15 protein-coding genes and 2 pseudogenes are annotated in these 18,500 nt (G+C 39.0%); 7 read left to right on the top strand and 10 right to left on the bottom strand.

The window, feature by feature from the left end:
- Window positions 1-15 precede the first annotated feature (15 nt).
- Complete coding sequence (locus ABID23_RS01155; RefSeq protein ID WP_354188699.1) at window positions 16-627, bottom strand: LolA family protein; 612 nt, start codon at window positions 625-627, stop codon at window positions 16-18.
- A gap of 117 nt (window positions 628-744) precedes the next feature.
- Window positions 745-3,171: an FtsK/SpoIIIE family DNA translocase gene (locus ABID23_RS01150; RefSeq protein ID WP_354188476.1), complete on the bottom strand. Its 2,427-nt coding sequence runs from the start codon at window positions 3,169-3,171 to the stop codon at window positions 745-747.
- 416 nt (window positions 3,172-3,587) lie between these two features.
- On the opposite strand from ABID23_RS01150, the gene ABID23_RS01145 reads away from it, so the two are divergent.
- From ABID23_RS01145 to ABID23_RS01135, 3 genes and pseudogenes are all read left to right on the top strand, one after another.
- On the top strand, window positions 3,588-4,883 hold the full coding sequence (locus ABID23_RS01145; protein WP_435521236.1) for a ubiquinone biosynthesis hydroxylase: 1,296 nt from the start codon (window positions 3,588-3,590) through the stop codon (window positions 4,881-4,883).
- Window positions 4,884-5,345: 462 nt separating this feature from the next.
- Window positions 5,346-7,642: pseudogene (locus ABID23_RS01140) on the top strand (type ISP restriction/modification enzyme); the annotation flags it as partial.
- Between the two features lie 63 nt (window positions 7,643-7,705).
- A pseudogene (locus tag ABID23_RS01135) lies at window positions 7,706-7,876 on the top strand (type ISP restriction/modification enzyme); the annotation flags it as partial.
- Between the two features lie 406 nt (window positions 7,877-8,282).
- Here ABID23_RS01135 and ABID23_RS01130 read toward each other — a convergent pair.
- From ABID23_RS01130 to rimM, 7 genes are all read right to left on the bottom strand, one after another.
- Window positions 8,283-9,062: a succinate dehydrogenase iron-sulfur subunit gene (locus ABID23_RS01130; protein ID WP_354188474.1), complete on the bottom strand. Its 780-nt coding sequence runs from the start codon at window positions 9,060-9,062 to the stop codon at window positions 8,283-8,285.
- Between the two features lie 14 nt (window positions 9,063-9,076).
- Entirely contained in the window at window positions 9,077-10,921 is a 1,845-nt protein-coding gene (gene sdhA, locus ABID23_RS01125; RefSeq protein ID WP_354188472.1) for a succinate dehydrogenase flavoprotein subunit, read from the bottom strand.
- Window positions 10,922-10,926: 5 nt separating this feature from the next.
- The gene (gene sdhD, locus ABID23_RS01120; RefSeq protein ID WP_354188470.1) at window positions 10,927-11,313 is read right to left on the bottom strand and encodes a succinate dehydrogenase, hydrophobic membrane anchor protein; all 387 of its coding nucleotides are present in this window, start codon (window positions 11,311-11,313) and stop codon (window positions 10,927-10,929) included.
- Between the two features lie 18 nt (window positions 11,314-11,331).
- Window positions 11,332-11,733, bottom strand: a complete 402-nt coding sequence (gene sdhC / locus ABID23_RS01115) for a succinate dehydrogenase, cytochrome b556 subunit (RefSeq protein ID WP_354188468.1) — start codon at window positions 11,731-11,733, stop codon at window positions 11,332-11,334.
- 479 nt (window positions 11,734-12,212) lie between these two features.
- Window positions 12,213-12,653, bottom strand: coding sequence for a 50S ribosomal protein L19 (gene rplS, locus ABID23_RS01110; RefSeq protein ID WP_354188466.1), 441 nt, complete (start codon window positions 12,651-12,653; stop codon window positions 12,213-12,215).
- A 215-nt stretch (window positions 12,654-12,868) separates the two neighbouring features.
- Window positions 12,869-13,567 (bottom strand): tRNA (guanosine(37)-N1)-methyltransferase TrmD, encoded by a 699-nt coding sequence (gene trmD, locus ABID23_RS01105; RefSeq protein ID WP_354188464.1) that lies wholly within the window; start codon window positions 13,565-13,567, stop codon window positions 12,869-12,871.
- 243 nt (window positions 13,568-13,810) lie between these two features.
- Window positions 13,811-14,368, bottom strand: coding sequence for a ribosome maturation factor RimM (gene rimM, locus ABID23_RS01100; RefSeq protein ID WP_354188462.1), 558 nt, complete (start codon window positions 14,366-14,368; stop codon window positions 13,811-13,813).
- 129 nt (window positions 14,369-14,497) lie between these two features.
- On the opposite strand from rimM, the gene ABID23_RS01095 reads away from it, so the two are divergent.
- Together ABID23_RS01095 and ABID23_RS01090 are read left to right on the top strand one after the other, a co-directional pair.
- Complete coding sequence (locus tag ABID23_RS01095; protein ID WP_354188460.1) at window positions 14,498-15,319, top strand: SapC family protein; 822 nt, start codon at window positions 14,498-14,500, stop codon at window positions 15,317-15,319.
- A 3-nt stretch (window positions 15,320-15,322) separates the two neighbouring features.
- A complete protein-coding gene (locus ABID23_RS01090) occupies window positions 15,323-16,291 on the top strand; it encodes a tyrosine recombinase XerC (protein ID WP_354188458.1) in 969 nt (322 codons plus the stop codon).
- A gap of 20 nt (window positions 16,292-16,311) precedes the next feature.
- Here ABID23_RS01090 and ABID23_RS01085 read toward each other — a convergent pair whose 3' ends face one another.
- Window positions 16,312-16,590 carry a BolA family protein gene (locus ABID23_RS01085; RefSeq protein ID WP_354188456.1) on the bottom strand — a complete coding sequence of 93 codons (279 nt, stop codon included), beginning with the start codon at window positions 16,588-16,590 and terminating at the stop codon, window positions 16,312-16,314.
- Window positions 16,591-16,711: 121 nt separating this feature from the next.
- Between ABID23_RS01085 and ABID23_RS01080 the strand changes: the two genes are divergently transcribed.
- Window positions 16,712-17,332: a J domain-containing protein gene (locus ABID23_RS01080; RefSeq protein ID WP_354188454.1), complete on the top strand. Its 621-nt coding sequence runs from the start codon at window positions 16,712-16,714 to the stop codon at window positions 17,330-17,332.
- A 178-nt stretch (window positions 17,333-17,510) separates the two neighbouring features.
- The gene (gene cobS / locus ABID23_RS01075; protein ID WP_354188693.1) at window positions 17,511-18,497 is read left to right on the top strand and encodes a cobaltochelatase subunit CobS; all 987 of its coding nucleotides are present in this window, start codon (window positions 17,511-17,513) and stop codon (window positions 18,495-18,497) included.
- Window positions 18,498-18,500 lie beyond the last annotated feature (3 nt).

Below are 18,500 nucleotides of genomic sequence, written 5' to 3'. Positions count from 1 at the left end.
TGATATAACACCACCCTATTTCTTCGAAGGAAGAGTGAACATACCATCAGCAAATCGAACTCCTGTGCGTACATTCATCACTTGAACAGTGGTTTCCAATTTTTGTTGATCCACAATTGTCCATTGCCGTAAAGTGTAGTTTTTAGAATCAAAAACCATCCTTATTTGTCCTGCCCCCATGCTATTATCCCGTAGAATGATAGTTACTGCCCCTGGATCTTCACGAAACGCCACTAAACGCCCAGATGACACATTAATTTTATTGTCTAACAAAAACTTCATTGGTGTTTGAGAAAGCTTTGAGAAACTCCAAGTATTCAAGGCCCGATTATTAATGCCTATAAATTGTCCATCTGCAATAATCTGTAAAGGTATTTTTTTATACATAAAGCGAATTTTTCCTGGTCGCTCTAAATAAAATATTCCCTGAGACATTTTTCCTTGTGGGCTAAACTGAATAAAGTCACCCGTCATCGTTTTAATTGCTGCAAAGTGATTAGCAACCTTTTGTGCCTTGACGACTTTATGAGAGGATTGCGCAAAAGCAGAAAATGTTAAGAAAAAAAAGATAATAATTCCAACACACCCAAAGACTCTTCTTTTTTTCAGTAAAAAAGGCGTTTCCATCATAAATGCTCCCAAATGATATTTCTTTATCTCATACTTTAAGTAGCAAACGCTCAATAAATACCCACTTTTAAAAGATAAAGATATTGTTTGAAAAGATTATCAAAAGCTTTTATTTTAAAAACGCTCTTCTTCAGAAGGCACCAAAATTTCCCGTTTGCCCGCATGGTTTGCAGCACTAATAATACCTTCTTCTTCCATGCGCTCAATCAATGAAGCGGCACGATTGTATCCAATACCCAAACGACGTTGGATATAGGAAGTTGAAGCCTTACGATCACGAAGAACAACCGCAACCGCTTGACTATAGGGATCATCTGCTGAAGGAGAAGCCGAAGAAACCTCCGTATCATTGTCTTCAACTTCCTGCGTAATCGTCTCTAAATAATCAGGCATTGCTTGTGCTTTGAGATGCCCCACAACTTGCTCGACCTCATCATCCGCCACAAATGGTCCATGAACACGCTGGATGCGTCCTCCCCCCATCATAAATAACATATCTCCTTGTCCCAATAATTGTTCAGCTCCCTGTTCACCGAGAATTGTTCTACTATCGATTTTTGAACTCACTGAAAAAGAAATTCGTGTGGGGAAATTTGCTTTAATCGTTCCAGTGATGACATCAACCGATGGGCGCTGAGTTGCCATAATGACATGAATACCAGCAGCACGCGCCATTTGTGCTAGGCGTTGAACGGCTCCTTCAATATCTTTTCCGGCAACCATCATTAAATCGGCCATTTCATCAATAATGACAACAATATAAGGCATGGGAGTAAAATCAAGTGTCTCTGTTTCATAAAGAGGCTCACCTGTCTCCTGATCAAATCCGAGTTGAATTGTGCGCTCTATTGTTTCCCCTTTACTTTCTGCCTCTTTGAGGCGCGCATTAAACCCATCAATATTGCGTACACCAAGCTTTGACATTTTGCTGTATCGCTCTTCCATTTCACGAACGGCCCATTTCAGTGCAATGACTGCTTTTTTAGGGTCAGTTACCACGGGTGTTAACAAATGGGGAATGCCATCATAAACTGAAAGTTCAAGCATTTTGGGATCAACCATAATGAGACGACATTGTTCAGGTGTCATACGATAAAGAAGCGATAAAATCATGGTATTAATAGCAACAGATTTTCCTGATCCTGTTGTTCCTGCCACCAAAAGATGCGGCATTTTTGCTAAATCAGTGATAACTGCTTCACCACCAATTGTTTTTCCCAGAGCAAGTCCTAATTTTGCTTTGCTCTCAATAAATTCTCGCGCTTGCAAAATTTCCCGTAAATAAACCATCTCACGTTTTGCATTGGGCAACTCTATTCCAATGACATTGCGTCCTGGTACAACGGCAACACGGGCAGAAATGGCGCGCATGGAACGTGCAATATCGTCTGACAAACTTATAATACGAGAAGATTTAATACCAGCGGCTGGTTCAAACTCATACAAAGTAACCACCGGACCAGGACGCGCATCAATAATTCTTCCCTTAACGCCAAAATCTAACAAAACGCCCTCAAGTTCCTGAGCGTTTGCTTTTAAAGCAGCAGGAGAAAGTTTTGCATCTTTTGCTGCAGGTGGGGAAACACAAAGATAATCCAACAAAGGAAGAACAAAACGACCGTTTGAAAAAGCCTTTAGAGATTTAAAGGCATGGTTTCTCACAGAAGAAGGAAAGGGCTTATCCTGATATTGTGTTTTTTCATCAAAAAAGGTTGGTTCAATCCGTTCAAATGTTTTTCCTTGTTTTTTGGAATGACGTTTGAAGGAGAAAAAACGAAAAAAATACGCTTGTAAAAAATAAAAAAGATGTAAAATTGCTCCTAAAGTTGTCGCAAAAAAACTATGTTGTTCTTCCTCTACCGTATGTTCTGTATCTTCTAAAGTATCGAAAGCTGGTGTGACGCTTTTGTTTTTTTGAAGATTTTTTACTTTTTTTGTGTTTGCCCGGCGTCGCCATACGACATTGCCAGAAAAAGCAGCAATAAAAAAACCCAAAACGATAATGAAAAAACCCCAGAGCACACTCTGAAAGGGAGAAAGAAAAACTGGAAAAGCCGAATAAAAAACATTTAAGGCTTTATCTCCTAAAACACCACCCAAACCTGTTGGCAATGGCCAATATGTAAAAGAGACAATCGGTGTCATAAGGGCAAAAGAAATTAAAAAACAAATGACAGACAACATCCATAAAAAAAGCCGAAAAACCAAATTATGGATATCCTTTTGTGCCAATAAAAGAAACGACCAAAATAATGGCGGCAATAAAATACCAAGACTTGATAATCCAAAAAACTGCATAACGAAATCTGAAAAAATGGCACCGGGCCACCCCATCAAGTTTGTAACTTCATTTGTACTTGCATGGGTCAGGGACGGATCATTAACATTCCAAGTCGCTAAAGCAAAAGCACAAAAAACAATGAAACCCAAAAGCCCAAGCCCAATGAAAACACCAATTTGGCGTAAAAACATTTCAATGAGCCGAGAACTGTAAGATTGTGGTGTTTCTAATGAATCATAAGGAGAAGAAGTTTGGTGCATCCATCAATTCCAAATCGAAAACTTTCATACTCATGCGTCATAAAATTATGACCGCAAAACATTAATACAGCTTTAACCATTATTATTATAACCCATTTGCTTCTTTATCGTGTGGTCAAAAACTTCTAAGGATATGAAGGTCTCATATTCCAATAAATATCATGTTATATTCATCCGATTTTCATTTCCTTTTACGTAAACAAATTATAAAGTCTAGGAGAGTCTTCACTTTACGATTTTCTCAATGAAATGAGAAGTAAAAAACATGTCGCAAAACAAACCAAGAGAGAGCAATCTTTATGAGTCGGGTATAAAAAGAAGGTCTCCTCTTTTAACGAAAGGAAGAAATTGAAATATTTTATAAAAAGTTATGTTAAGGAAAGATACCCTATTTAAGAGCAAACAAAATACCAAAAATGGAGCCAAGCATTGTGCATCCTCATCTCGATGAAGCTATAAAAGTTAACAAAAGTACGAATTCTCACAAAAATATAAAACAATGTGACCTTCTTATTGCAGGGGGAGCCGTTGTCGGTCTCACATTGGCAATAGCGCTCAAACAGGCCGCTCCTGAGTTAAAAGTTAATATTGTTGACGCTTCTCCTCAACATGATACTCCTGCTTATAATATACGTGCTCTTGCCCTTTCTGCTGCCGCTATCCGTATGTTCAAACAGTTGCAATGTTGGGATCCTATAGTCTCTCATGCTCAACCCATTCACACAATGACCATCACAGATGCATACGCAAATGATCCTGTCAAACCAACTCTTTTAACCTTTGAGGGAGATGTTACCCCCAACGAACCCTTTGCTGCTATGGTGGAGCATAGAGAGCTTATCAGCGTTTTAAAAAAGCGTGCAAAAGATCTAGATATAACTGTCATTACAAATATGCGTGTCGTTGATTTTCGCCAAGAAGAGCAACATACAACCGTCACTTTAAGTAATGATGAAACTTGGCAAACAAAATTGCTGATTGCCGCGGATGGAGCGCGTTCAAAATTACGCACAAAAGCAGGACTTAGAAATTTTTTACAACCCTATAAACAAACAGCAATTATCTGCACAATTGAACATGAAAAACCTCATCACGGTCGAGCCATTCAACATTTTTTACCTGCTGGACCTTTTGCAATTCTCCCTCTCAAAGGTAACCGCTCTGCCATTGTATGGAATGAATCCCATAAAACAGCACAATATTATCTCAAATCTGATGCTCTCATTTTTGAAACAGAACTTGAAAAACGTGTTGGTCACCGGCTTGGAGAACTTTCTTGGAATGGTGAACGTCAAGCTTTTCCTTTAAATCTTTCTTTAACACGCCAATGCATTAGATCTCGTTTTGCTCTTATTGGCGATGCAGCCCATACTATACATCCTATCGCCGGACAAGGGCTCAATTTGGGATTACGTGACAGCGCTGCTCTGGCTGAAGTTATTATTGAAACCGCGCGACTAGGGCTTGATATTGGCTCTCTTACATCTTTAGAGCGCTATCAAAGCTGGAGACGTTTTGAAATTATGCGCATGGCTTTAAGCAATGATTGGCTCAACAAACTCTTTTCAAATGATCGTTTTTTCTTGCGAATTCTTCGCGGTGCCGGTCTTGGAATTGTCAATCAGTCACCAAAGATGAAAAAGTATTTCATTCAAGTAGCTTCAGGACTTACTCCCAATGCCCCACGTCTGCTCCGTGGGCATCCGCTTTAATAAACCTATGCCCTTCTATTATAGCTTGTTACTGGGCTTTTTAGATTTTGACACGGTGCTCTGGATCAATTTCATTATTTAAAACACTGCATTGAATGATAAAATTATTATGTAAACAAAGAGTGGTTTTTTTATATATGATTCATGAACTCTCCTTCATACCACTGAATATACAACCGACCATGAAGTAACGTTCACCTGCAAGAAACATCATATTGATTTGTAATGATAATTTATCGTTATTCATATTGTATTAGGGTCCCGAAAAACATAGGATTCTCTCATTTCAAAATCTATTTTCTGTTGAATTAATAAAAATTATCTGCTTGTACGTCACAAGCGGGGCTGGCGTGTGGAGAAAAACTGTATAAAAAGGGACTAAAAATACCTCTTATGACCCATCTTAATGCAAGGGTTGTCGGCAACATTGGGGACTGAAAAATATAATGATAGTACCAGCTTGCTTTCCCACGCACTATAGAAAAACTTGGCATTGTTTATACCCCTGCTGAGGTTGTGAATTTTATCATTCACTCCATTGATGATGTCTTACGAAATAAATCTGGAAAAGCTTGGGATCACAGAGCGTTTCTATTCTCGACCCTTTCACTGGAACGGGAATGTTTATCACACGGCTTTTACAATCTGGACTGACAAAACCAGAGGATATGGAATATAACTTCCGTCATAATATCCACGCCAATAAGATTGTTTTGCTCACCTATTACATAGCAGCCCTTCATATTGAATCAACTTATCATAGCGTGATGAAAGGAGATTACATTCCTTGCAAACATATTGGCTAATACGTTTCAGATGCTGAGAGAAAAAGACTTTATAAAAGGTATCTTGAAAGAAAACAGCGAAAACGACAATGCAAAAAATGCCCCTTATCCGATATTAGATAAACACATCGGTGAAACTTATGTTGCTCAATCTCGAGCAAGCAATATACGAAGTCTTTATGACAGTTATATCCGTGCTATTCGCTGGACAAGTGATCATATTGATAATGCTGGGATAATTGGTTTTGTTTCTGGTTCTGATTACGTAGAAAAATCAACAATAGATGGTTTACAAAAATGTTTAGCCAAAGAGTTTACAAATATTGATGTCCTTAATTTGCGAGGAGATCTTCACAAAAATATGTTCAGCAATGGAAGAGCTCAAAAAGAACAAAATATTTTTGGGAGTGGTCGTATGGCTGGTATTACCGTGACTCTGTTTATAAAAAATCCTAATGTTTCTGGATTTTGTAAAATTTACTCCCATAACATTGGTGATAATCTCATAACAAAAGAAAAGCTTAACACTCTTAAGTCTTTTTGTAATGTTGACGGTATTTCCTCTTAACAAGAGAATGGCAAATAATGACACCAGACGAGCATGGCAATTGGATAAATCAACGTAATAAAAGTTTCGAGACATTTTTAGCTATAGGTCATAAGAAGAATCACGGCAAAAAGCTCTTTGAAACTTTTTTCTTAGTGTTTCAACCAATCGTGATGCTTGGGCCTATCATTCAAGTCGTAAAGACTTAGTGAAAAGTATGAGCCATATGATTGACTTCTATAATAGCAAAGTAGAGCGTTTTAACACTGCTTTTACACATGCTGACCGTAAAATGCGTGCAAAAGTTATGAACGATTTTGTCAATAAAAATTCCAGAAAGATCAGTTAGAGCCTTGCTATCAAACAAGAGTTGGTAAAAGAAAAGGTTTTCCGAATTTGAGAGTGATTGCTTAATTCAAAGCCTTTATCGTCCTTTTACACAGCAATGGCTTTATTATAAGCGCACTTTCAATGAAAGAGTTTATCAAATGCCACGTATATTCCCTATGGGACAAGCGATTGAAAATAGAATGATACAAGTTACAGACATAGGAGCAAACAATGGTTTTTCTGTTCTTATAAGTAAAATTCTCCCTAATCACGATGCAATAGAGAAAGGTCAATGTTTTCCAGGGTATGTTTATGAAAATGTTGTTATTTCAAAAGATAAAAACAATACGCAAACCCATTGGTTTGTAGACTTTGTCGAATAAAACAAAAATACTAGTTTACAACGGCGTGATGCCATCACGAATGAGGAATTAACGCATTTTAAGGCAGCTTATTTTGGTGAAATAATGACCAAAGACGATTTGTTTTATTATGTTTATGGCAGCTTGCATTCACAAGATTATCGTGCATGTTATGCACATAATTTGTCTAAAGAATTGCCACGTATTCCAACAGTTAAAAGATTGGAGAACTTCTGGTCTTTTGTAACAGTGGGTAAACAGCTTGGTGATTTGCATATGAATTATGAAGACGTAGATCCCTATCCCGTTACCTATAAACAGAGTGATCCAAAAACTTGTATGATTTCTTATGAAGAGAGCTTCTATCCTGTTAAAGTGATGAAACTTGCTGGTAAGCTTAGAGCTATTAACAAAAGCACCGTGATTTATAATGCGCATATTACGATGCAAAATATCCCTCTTGAAGCTTATAATTATATGATAAATGGTAAGCCTGCCTTTGAATGGATTATGGAGCGGCAGGTTATCAAAACGGATAAAGCGAGTGGCATTATCAATGATGCCAATCACTATGCTGTTGAAACCATCGGCAACCCTGCTTATCCCCTAGAATTGTTTCAAAGGGTTATTACTGTGAGTCTAGAAACTCTGAAAATTATTCAAAGTCTTCCAAAATTGGAAGCAAAAGAACTGAAAAGGCCAATTATCCATTGTATCGTAAGGCATGTGTCATAAAATAACATCTTTTTGGGGTGCAATAATAAAACAGCGCCGCTCAGAGTCGTCATATAAGGCTAAAGCGTTATAATTACAAAGAATGATTTATTTTATTATGTTGATGACATCTTGCATTCTGAAGATTATCGTGCATGTTATGCGCATAATCTGTTCAAACAATTATCACGATTTTTAATAGACAAAAGAGTAGAGGAATTTTGGGCTTTTGTAGCAACAGAACGAAAGCTTGGTAGTTTTTTGTAATACAATAAGAGCCATGAATATCGTAGGGTTTTCTCGTTTTAAATTTTTATATTGAAGCAATCAAAACCATTCTTTTGCATGTCGTAAGTGGAGTTGGCATTTGGATATTGAAAGAAGAGATCCTTGAACGTTTTGAATGCAAGGCTGTTGCAATATCGGACAGGTAAAAAAGTGACGATTATACTAATAATTTCCCTAAAGAATTATCTTGTATTCCTTGTTTAAACCTTTTTGTCTAAATTGCTAAAGACTTTTGAAAATTTATCAATTCAGGGCATAAATTGCGCCATTTACATGTGAATTGTAAAAACGCGAAACAGTATCCTTTTTTAAAGAGACAAAAAATCTCTCTATTTTGTCTCTCTCTGAGGATTTCTTATGATCTGATAAGCTTTTAAAGGCGACGTTCAACCATGAGTTTTTTAATCTCAGCAATTGCTTTAGCTGGATTTAACCCCTTTGGACAAGTCTGCGCACAATTCATAATGGTATGACACCGATAAAGGCGGAAAGGATCTTCTAAATTATCAAGCCGTTCACCACACATTTCATCCCGTGAATCAACAATCCAACGATAAGCTTGAAGCAAAATAGCTGGTCCTAAATAACGATCACCATTCCACCAATAACTAGGACATGATGTCTGACAACATGCACACAAAATACATTCATAAAGACCATCAATCTTTTGACGATCAGAATGACTTTGTAACCATTCTTTTGCAGGCTCAGGCGAAACAGTTTGTAACCAAGGTTCAATCACACGATGTTGGGCATAAAAATGCTTCAAATCAGGAACCAAATCTTTCACAACCGGCATAGAAGGTAAAGGATATACCTTAATCGGATGCATTACATCATCCATCCCCTTAGTACAAGCAAGTGTATTTGTCCCATCAATATTCATTGCACAAGAACCACAAATACCTTCACGACACGACCGGCGTAGCGTCAAAGTTGGATCAATATGATTTTTAATAAACAAAAGCCCATCAAGAATCATAGGACCACAAGCGGAACGATCAACATAATAAGTATCCAGATGAGGATTTTCTTCATCATCAGGCGACCAACGATAAACATGAAATTCCGTTAGTTTCGTAGCACCTTCAGGTTTAGGCCAAATCTTTCCCGGTTTCACTTGAGAGTTTTTGGGAAGCCTAATTTGTACCATAATTCATTCTCCCCTTAGTAAACACGTTTTTTAGGTGCAATACGCTTTAAGTCGATACCACCATCTGCTTCAGCGGTTAATGGATCCACATGAACGGGTCGATAAGACAAAGAGACCTTACCATCTTTTGACAAATGTGAAACCGTATGTTTACGCCAGTTTTTATCATCACGCTCAGGATAATCTTCACGGGCATGCGCGCCTCGACTTTCTAAACGGGCTTCTGCAGAATAGACAGTCGCTATTGCATTGGCCATTAAATTTTCAAGTTCCAATGTTTCGACCAAATCAGAATTCCATATTAACGAACGATCTGTTACTTTAAGATCAGACAGCTCATCCCAAATTTGACTTATTCGCTTGCATCCTTGTTGCAACGACTCCTCTGTACGGAAGACAGCAGCATCTTCTTGCATCGTGCGTTGCATTTTCTCACGCAAAACAGCGGTAGGTATTGCCCCTTGTGCAAAACGCAAACGATCAAAACGCGTCATAATTTCGTCAACCGCCTCCTCATTAAGAGGTGGAATTTCCGCATCTCGATCAATCACTTCACCAGCACGAATTGCAGCAGCACGCCCAAATACGACAAGATCAATCAATGAATTTGACCCCAAACGATTAGCGCCATGAACAGAGGCACATCCTGCTTCCCCCACAGCCATCAAACCCGGTTGAACACGATCAGGCGAATCAGCTGTCGGACTGAGCACTTCTCCATAATAATTCGTAGGAACACCGCCCATGTTATAATGAACTGTTGGCAGAATTGGGATAGGTTCTTTTGTCACATCCACACCTGCGAAAATCTTGGCTGATTCAGAAATCCCTGGCAAACGCTCGTGCAATACAGCAGGATCAATATGGTTAAGAACCAAATGGATATGATCTTTTTTGGGTCCAACACCGCGCCCTTCACGAATTTCAATAGTGATACAGCGTGAAACCAAATCACGCGAAGCCAAGTCTTTAAAGGAAGGCGCATAGCGCTCCATAAAGCGCTCACCTTCAGAGTTGATTAAATATCCACCTTCACCACGTGCCCCTTCTGTAATAAGGCAACCAGAACCATAAATCCCTGTCGGATGAAATTGAACAAACTCCATATCTTGTAACGGTAATCCAGCGCGTGCGATCATTCCACCGCCATCACCCGTACAGGTATGAGCTGATGTAGCAGAAAAATAAGCACGTCCATATCCACCAGTTGCAAGAACAACCATTTTGGCAGAAAAACGGTGTATTGTACCATCATCAAGGTTCCAAGCGACAACCCCCGTACACACACCATCCGTCATGATGAGATCAAGCGCAAAATATTCAATAAAGAACTGGGCATTATGTTTTAAACTTTGCCCATAAAGCGTATGTAAAATAGCATGTCCAGTGCGATCAGCGGCTGCGCAAGTACGTTGGACGGGTGGCCCTTCACCAAATTGAGTGGTATGCCCCCCAAAGGGACGTTGATAAATTTTACCCTCCTCCGTACGCGAAAAAGGCACTCCATAATGTTCCAGCTCATAGACGGCAGCCGGAGCATTCCGCACCAAATACTCCATAGCATCAGTATCGCCCAACCAATCTGATCCTTTTACGGTATCGTACAAATGCCACTGCCAATTATCAGGCCCCATATTAGAAAGCGAAGCAGCAATGCCCCCTTGCGCTGCAACCGTATGCGACCTTGTTGGAAAAACTTTGGTGATACAAGCTGTTTTTAATCCTTGCTCTGCCATGCCAAGGGTCGCGCGCAAACCAGCCCCGCCGGCCCCAACAACCACAACATCAAACTTATGATCAACATAGTTATAAGGGGCATTGCTTGATTTAGCACCCAGAGATGATCCTGTACTTGCCATATCGCTTATCCCCCTAATGCAATTTTCAAAAGAGCAAAAATGATAACACCGCCCAACACAAAACAAAATAAAATATTTAACACCAAGAATAATATTCGTAAGCTCTCACGCGGAACATAATCTTCAATCACCACCTGCATTCCAAGCTTCATATGATAAAGAACCGAAAGAGTGAGCAATCCCATTAAAATAGCAACCACAGGATGAGAAAGTCGAGCCCGCACAATGCCATAGTCCTTTCCAACAAGAGAAAGAATAAGCGCAATAAAAAATATCAAAAGCGGTAAATTTATAAAGCCTGTCAAACGTTGTAACCAAAAATGCTCCGTTCCTTCGTGAGCACTCCCACGTCCACGCACTTTGGCAAGTTCCGTTCGAAAATCTTTTTTCATGTCTCTTTTCACCCCCAGCTACACAATGCTATACCCAATGATCCAAATTATCAAAGTAACAATAAGAGAAACAAACACTGTTGCCCAAGCAACCATTGTTGCTTTTTCTTTCGCTAAAAGACAAGTTTTCATATCCCAAACCATGTGACGAATACCGCCAACAATATGATGAACCCCAGCAAGGGTATAAAGAAACAAGATAAAAAGGCCAAACCAAGAACTATAAATCTGATGAACTGTTTTAAAAGACTCAGCCCCACAACTGACTGCAATCAACCAAATAGCAAGAAAGACCATCCCCAAATAAAGCGCTATACCAGTGATACGATGTGCAATCGACATCGCCATCGTAATAGTCCACCGATAAATACTCACGTGAGGAGAACAAGGGCGCTCTTTTATCCTAATTGTTTCTTCCATACAACATCCTGACCTGGCTTTTACCGTAAACGCATTATGTGCAACAAGATCCGCACAAAATGACCCAATGCATTTCATTTCCACTTATTTGGCATTTCAAGATACCAATATTACAGGTCGGTTATCTCAAATAACGGATTAAAGGTCACGCATAAAAAAACCGATAGTTCCACGTACAATAAACTGTAAAACGATTTCAATCTAATACAATTTTATCCTTACGTCAAAGGTGTAACACTGTTTCTTAAATATAAACATATATTTTTTTAAATATATGTTTATATTTTTGAATATTTCCATAGCATTTTAAAGTTTTGGACTTCTGCTACAGCTTAACAACCACAAAACAAAAGAGATTTTGAGAAACACTCCATTTTTATTCATATTTAAAGCTATTTTTGATCTAGCAAATACGAATCATAAAAACGAAAAAAGCGGCATAAAGCCGCTTTTACGAAAACTTTACTTGATGAAAACCTTTATTCCCCAGCAGGCGCTGCAGCTTCCGTATGCTTAGCTGTAGTTTCTCTATTCTCGACAGTTTTTCCACCTTTTTTCCGGTGATCTCTCTTTTCAGCAATACGCGCAGCTTTACCTCTTAAAGCACGCAGATAATAAAGCTTTGCACGACGTACTTTACCTCGACGTACAAGTTCAACACCTTCAATCCAAGGAGAGTAAACTGGGAAGACACGTTCAACACCCTCACCATAAGAGATCTTGCGCACCGTAAAGGTCTCGTTTAATCCACCTCCTGATCGAGCAATACACACACCTTCATACGCCTGAACACGGGTACGCGTCCCTTCAGTCACACGCACCATGACACGGACTGTATCTCCTGGCTGAAAGGCCGGCAATTGGCGTTTTTCTTCAATTTTTGCACATTGTTCAGCTTCAAGCTGTGCGATAATATTCATTTCTTTTATCCTTCATGTTCTTTATCGAACAGTCAGAGCGCTCAACTCTTACCCACAAAACTCTCTTTATACTCAGAAAATAAGTTCTTTAGGTTATGCTTACACAGGAGCGAATACACCATTCCTTCATTTTAATTTGGAATTATAGAAAACCCTTTACAGAAAAATTCTCTCTTTAAAAGAGAGCCATGCCATACACCACCTTACAACATGAATCAAGTTTTCTGACGATTTTTATCATAACGCGCATAAAGATCAGGACGACGTTGACGTGTTAATCGCTCGGCTTGACTTTGACGCCATTCCTTGATTTCCTTGTGATGACCTGATGTTAAAACAGGCGGAATAGCGCGTCCTTCAAAAAGAGCAGGACGTGTATACTGAGGATATTCAAGTAAGCCATTTTCAAAACTTTCACATGCCGCAGAACTCTGGTTTCCCATAATCCCAGGAAGAAGACGGACAACAGCATCCAAAAGAACCAGAGCCGCCGCTTCTCCTCCGGAAAGAATATAATCACCAATAGACACTTCTTCCAATCCACGTGCATCGATGATCCGTTCATCAATCCCCTCAAAACGACCACAAACCAATGTAACCCCTGTTTCCTGTGCCAAAGAGCGTGCATAGGCTTGATTGAAAGGGCGCCCACGAGGGCTCATCAATAACCTTGGCGAATCATTTGGGCAACTATCCAGCGCAGCTGCAACCACATCTGCCCGCATCACCATACCAGCCCCTCCGCCTGCGGGAGTATCATCAACGCTATGGTGTTTATCCAAAGCAAAATCTCTTATCTGCACTGTTTCTAATGACCATAGCCCCCTTGCTAAAGCTTGCCCAGCCAAAGAATATCCTAAAAAACCTGGAAACATCTCAGGGTAAAGTGTTAAAATACGCGCTTGAAATTTCATTTTTTATCGTTTCATCTCTACCTTAACTGAAGAGTGCCCCAACAGCACATCATCAATATGATATTGTTGACCGAAAGGAAAATCATTCATCTGTACTATCTCCAACAAACATATCGCCCATTTTAAAGTTTTTCCTAAAAAAATACCTAAAAAACAAAATACGCTCCAAGAGAAAATACCCATCACTATGAAAACGCATTTTTGCATTTCTTCATTTCTATTTTCAACGTCATTCGTTGAGGCTTAAACTATTTTGTCTTTATCATTTTCTCTTACATCACTTAAACCAGCAGCCATAGGGTCAACTATGAGAAAACCGGAATCAATACAAATTTCTGGTACAGCCGCCTTGCTAAAAGGAATGAGGACAGTTTTGCCTGTATTCAAACGCATTTCCAGCAAATCACCAGCACCAAAATTAAAAAAGCCACTCACCTCACCCAGAGTTTGACCGGCACCATCCTGAACGTAAAGCCCTATTAAATCAACTTGATAAAATTCATCTTCCATCAAATCTTCCACCAACTGATCACGCATAACATAGAGACGAATCCCTTTTAGGTTCTCAGCAGCATTACGATCTTCAACCCCTTTAAAGTGAACAATAGCGTTATTTTTTTGCACGCGAAGGGTTACAATTTCATAAGAGCGCTCCATATCATCATAAAGAATCCCATAGGTTTTCAAATTCTGTGGATTTTCTGCTAGAACATGAAGTAAGACATCCCCTTTTATACCGTGAGCTGAACGAATGGTAGCAAGATAGACTTTATTTTTAAGCTTTTTTTTATTATATTTCATATCAAATCATCATCTCTCAAAAATGAATTTTTCAATATCATAATTTTCGACCCAACCCTGTTGCCATATTAGAAATTTTCCCAAATTTTTTCTTGGTAACGAATGCAAATGAATATAAGGAGAAGTCTTATGGCAAATGTTATGCTATTTTACAAAGATATCACCCCCATTAACAAAGTTTCCCATAAAAATTTAAAGTTTGCGCCTCCAAGCGATATGTCTTTTGCCAAAGACACCCACTGGATTCCCTTGGCAAGTAGCGAATATTTTCAAGCAGCCCTAGACTATCCCATTTTATTTATGTGTGCTGAAGATGAGCAAAAGAAGCGACACTATACATCTGCTGCTCTTGTTGGTCTCTCTAACGATGAAAATGATTATATATCCTCTGATAAAAGTTGGAAAACAAATACTTATGTTCCAGCCTTTGTTCGCCGCTATCCTTTTGTTCTTGCACAAATTAGCAATGAAAAAGAGCTTTCTGTTTGCTTTGATCAAAAATCTGGCATGTTTAATGAAGTTGCAGGAACAGAGCTTTTTAATTCCGACGGCTCTGTTTCTCCATTTATGGAGGAACGTATTCGTTTTCTTGAAAGCTTTAAAATTGCTATGGAAAAAACGTCTGAATTTATTGATGCTCTCGTAGATATGGATCTACTCAGTCAAAAGTCCATCAATGTGAAAAACGACAAAGGTCTTTCAGCACAATTAGAGCATTTCTGGATTGTTGATGAAGAAAAATTAAATAAACTCTCCGCAAGCCAACTTTCCAAACTCCATAAAAATGGCTTTTTAGGATTGATCTTTGCACATCTTATGTCAACAAATAATCTTTTAAAAATACTCTCGCTAAAAGGAGAAAAACAGCTTATCAATCGTGAAGAGCAACCACAAAATAACAATGGTCACTCTAACGGCGAAAAAGTAACCAATAAAGAAACGCTCAATTAAGAAATGCCTATAAAAAATGATACGAGAAAAGATGAAAACATTCCGCTCATTCCAGCAGATCCTGCTATTTTAGCAGAAAGGAAAAACTGGCTGGAATGTCTGTTACAAACACGTCGCATGTCCACACATACCACAGAGGCTTACGAACGTGATACACGACAGTTTTTGTCTTTTCTCTGTCAACATCTAGGACATCAACCAACTTTTAGAGATCTTGCCGATTTGCGCGTTACCGACTTGCGCGCTTATCTTGCCTATCGTCGCACACGCAATACAAGTGCACGCTCTTTAAGTCGAGGAATAGCAGGATTACGCTCTTTTTTTAGTTACTTATCCCGTGAAGGAATTGTCGACATTCCTGCTGCAAAATTTGTTCGAACACCAAAACATCCAAAATCACTGCCAAAACCCTTAGCCGTAACCTCAGCACTTCATTTGGTAAAACAAGAAAATCAACAAGACCATGAACCGTGGATCACCGCCCGTAACGCTGCTGTTTTAATCCTCCTCTATGGTTGTGGAATGCGCATATCAGAAGCTTTAAGCCTCACACCAGAACAATTTTCTGACCATGAAAAAACAAGTTTATTTGTAACTGGAAAAAGAAAAAAAACACGCCTCATTCCCCTTATAAAAGTCGTTCACGAAACGGTACAGCATTATATACAAATCTGTCCATATCCTTTAGTAGAGAACCAACCAATGTTTCGCGGTAGCCGAGGGGGGCCCTTACAGCCAGAGATTATTCAACGGGTTGTACGAAACTTACGTACACACCTTGGTTTACCAGAAACAACAACCCCCCATACACTGCGTCATTCTTTCGCCACCCATCTTTTATCACGAGGAGGCGATTTACGCATGATTCAAGAGCTTCTCGGCCATGCCAGTCTTTCCACAACCCAAGCCTATACTCATGTCGATACAGATCACTTATTAGAAGTTTATAGAAAAGCACATCCTCGTTCTTAAAAAATGGAATGAAAAAGCAATTAAGCTGACTCAACTTCAAGTGCCAAAGCATGAACACAAATTGCAAGTTCTTTCTGAAGAACTTTATAAATCGCTCGATGGATCTCCACCCTTGTCATTCCTGAAAAAGAAGAGGACAAAATTCTTACTCGAAAATGTGTCTCCCCCTTACCATCAAAAGCATGCTCATCATGCGGATGCCCTTCATGAAGGTGGCTTTCGTTAATCACCTCAAGTTTCTGCGGATGAAAAGCATCTTGGAGTTTCATTTCAATCGTTGTTTGAACGGGTTTAGACATTTTTTATTCCTTCATAAATCAACAGGGTAATACACCTTGTCTCATGAATAAATAAATGTGAAAATAAATTTTTCAAAAGTCAATTCTTGTAAAATCAATTGATTTTGCATAAATCAAAGATATGACGACAACATCTAAATTTTTTGATTCAATTCGGATCAGCTCTAATAAAAAGAAAAAAGCTGAACCAGAAGCGCAACAGTGCCAGTGGAACGGGTGCGAAAAAGCGGCATCTCATAAGGCACCAGCTGGTCGCAATCATGAAGGGCAGTATCTACACTTCTGCATTGAGCATGTGCGTGCTTATAACAAAGATTTTAATTACTTCTCTGGACTCAGTGATAAAGATATTGCAAAATTTCAAAAAGATGCGCTTACAGGCCACCGCCCAACTTGGCCGACCGACCTTAATAACAGTACATCAAAAAAAACAGCTGCCAATTATGCAAAAATTCGCTCTGGCACAGCTGCTTATCAAAACCGTATGCGCGATCCCTTTTCGCTTTTTACCAAACGTCATTCAAGCAATCATTCCACGCGAAAGTTAAAACCCCTAGAAGCCAAAGCTTTTGATACATTGGAACTCCCAGCAAACGCTTCCGCTGAAGATATCAAAACAAAATATAAAGAGTTAGTAAAAAAACATCATCCTGATTCCAATGGTGGTAATCGTTCTTCAGAAGAGCGCTTTCGGGATGTTTTAAACGCTTACAATTTGCTTAAAAAATCTGGTTTATGTTAAAATCCCCCCATTTTTGCTTAAGATATCATGATTAAAAAATATTATTAAGGTATAGAGCAAAGGATTTCTTTCATATTCGAAATTCTTAAAGGATAGAGCATTGCATAATGTCTCTAACTTTAGTATCGTCGCCTTTGATGAATAAAAATAAAGTGCGTCCTTTCCATTCCAAAAAATGATGAAAAAAACAAAACTTGCAGTCGAAAATGTGCCCGATACCACACTTTGTGCGCGTGATATGTTTCATATTGATACGGATATGAAAATTCCGGCTTTTAGTACAAAAAGTCCACATGTTCCCGATGTAGATCCTGATTATCTTTTTGATCGGCAAACAACTTTAGCGATTTTAGCAGGCTTTGCATTTAATCGTCGCGTCATGGTTTCAGGCTATCATGGCACGGGTAAATCGACACATATTGAACAAGTTGCCGCACGGCTCAACTGGCCCTGTATCCGAATTAATCTCGACAGTCACGTGAGTCGTATTGACCTCATTGGAAAAGATGCCATTGTTTTAAAAGATGGCTTACAAATTACTGAGTTTAAAGAAGGCATTTTACCATGGGCCTACCAAAACAATGTTGCTCTCGTTTTTGATGAATATGATGCAGGACGCCCCGATGTTATGTTTGTCATCCAACGCGTTCTTGAAGCGTCAGGACGATTGAGCTTGCTTGATCAAAGCCGTGTTATCACACCTCATCCAGCATTTCGTCTTTTTGCAACAGCAAATACCATTGGACTTGGTGATACGACAGGGCTCTATCATGGGACACAACAAATCAATCAAGCACAAATGGATCGCTGGTCTATTGTAACAATACTCAATTATTTACCCCATGATAAAGAGGTTGATATCGTTTGTTCAAAGGTCAAATCTTTTCAAACGACAGAAGGAAAAAAGACAATTTCGCAAATGGTTCATGTTGCTGATATGGTTCGTCAATCTTTTATCAATGGAGATCTTTCAACAGTCATGAGCCCGCGTACAGTCATCACTTGGGCAGAAAATACAGCGATTTTTCAAAATACTGGTTTTGCTTTCCGGTTAACCTTTCTCAATAAATGTGATGAACTTGAACGTGCCATGGTCGCTGAATTTTACCAACGTGCCTTTGGACAAGAGCTTCCCGAATCACTCATTCATGGTGTCTTGCCTTAAGAA

The sequence above is a fragment of the Bartonella silvatica genome (assembly GCF_040545155.1).
Lineage (GTDB): Bacteria > Pseudomonadota > Alphaproteobacteria > Rhizobiales > Rhizobiaceae > Bartonella > Bartonella silvatica.
This window is presented reverse-complemented; position numbering and strand designations above follow the sequence as displayed.

Coding starts and splice junctions, on each gene's coding strand:
- ABID23_RS01150 (WP_354188476.1), bottom strand. CDS start 3,171: ATGCACCAAACTTCTTCTCCTTATGATTCATTAGAAACACCACAATCT.
- rplS (WP_354188466.1), bottom strand. CDS start 12,653: ATGAATATTATCGCACAGCTTGAAGCTGAACAATGTGCAAAAATTGAA.
- ABID23_RS01085 (WP_354188456.1), bottom strand. CDS start 16,590: ATGTCTAAACCCGTTCAAACAACGATTGAAATGAAACTCCAAGATGCT.
- sdhD (WP_354188470.1), bottom strand. CDS start 11,313: ATGAAAAAAGATTTTCGAACGGAACTTGCCAAAGTGCGTGGACGTGGG.
- ABID23_RS01090 (WP_354188458.1), top strand. CDS start 15,323: ATGCCTATAAAAAATGATACGAGAAAAGATGAAAACATTCCGCTCATT.
- ABID23_RS01155 (WP_354188699.1), bottom strand. CDS start 627: ATGGAAACGCCTTTTTTACTGAAAAAAAGAAGAGTCTTTGGGTGTGTT.
- sdhC (WP_354188468.1), bottom strand. CDS start 11,733: ATGGAAGAAACAATTAGGATAAAAGAGCGCCCTTGTTCTCCTCACGTG.
- rimM (WP_354188462.1), bottom strand. CDS start 14,368: ATGAAATATAATAAAAAAAAGCTTAAAAATAAAGTCTATCTTGCTACC.
- cobS (WP_354188693.1), top strand. CDS start 17,511: ATGAAAAAAACAAAACTTGCAGTCGAAAATGTGCCCGATACCACACTT.
- ABID23_RS01095 (WP_354188460.1), top strand. CDS start 14,498: ATGGCAAATGTTATGCTATTTTACAAAGATATCACCCCCATTAACAAA.
- ABID23_RS01145 (WP_435521236.1), top strand. CDS start 3,588: ATGGAGCCAAGCATTGTGCATCCTCATCTCGATGAAGCTATAAAAGTT.
- sdhA (WP_354188472.1), bottom strand. CDS start 10,921: ATGGCAAGTACAGGATCATCTCTGGGTGCTAAATCAAGCAATGCCCCT.
- ABID23_RS01080 (WP_354188454.1), top strand. CDS start 16,712: ATGACGACAACATCTAAATTTTTTGATTCAATTCGGATCAGCTCTAAT.
- ABID23_RS01130 (WP_354188474.1), bottom strand. CDS start 9,062: ATGGTACAAATTAGGCTTCCCAAAAACTCTCAAGTGAAACCGGGAAAG.
- trmD (WP_354188464.1), bottom strand. CDS start 13,567: ATGAAATTTCAAGCGCGTATTTTAACACTTTACCCTGAGATGTTTCCA.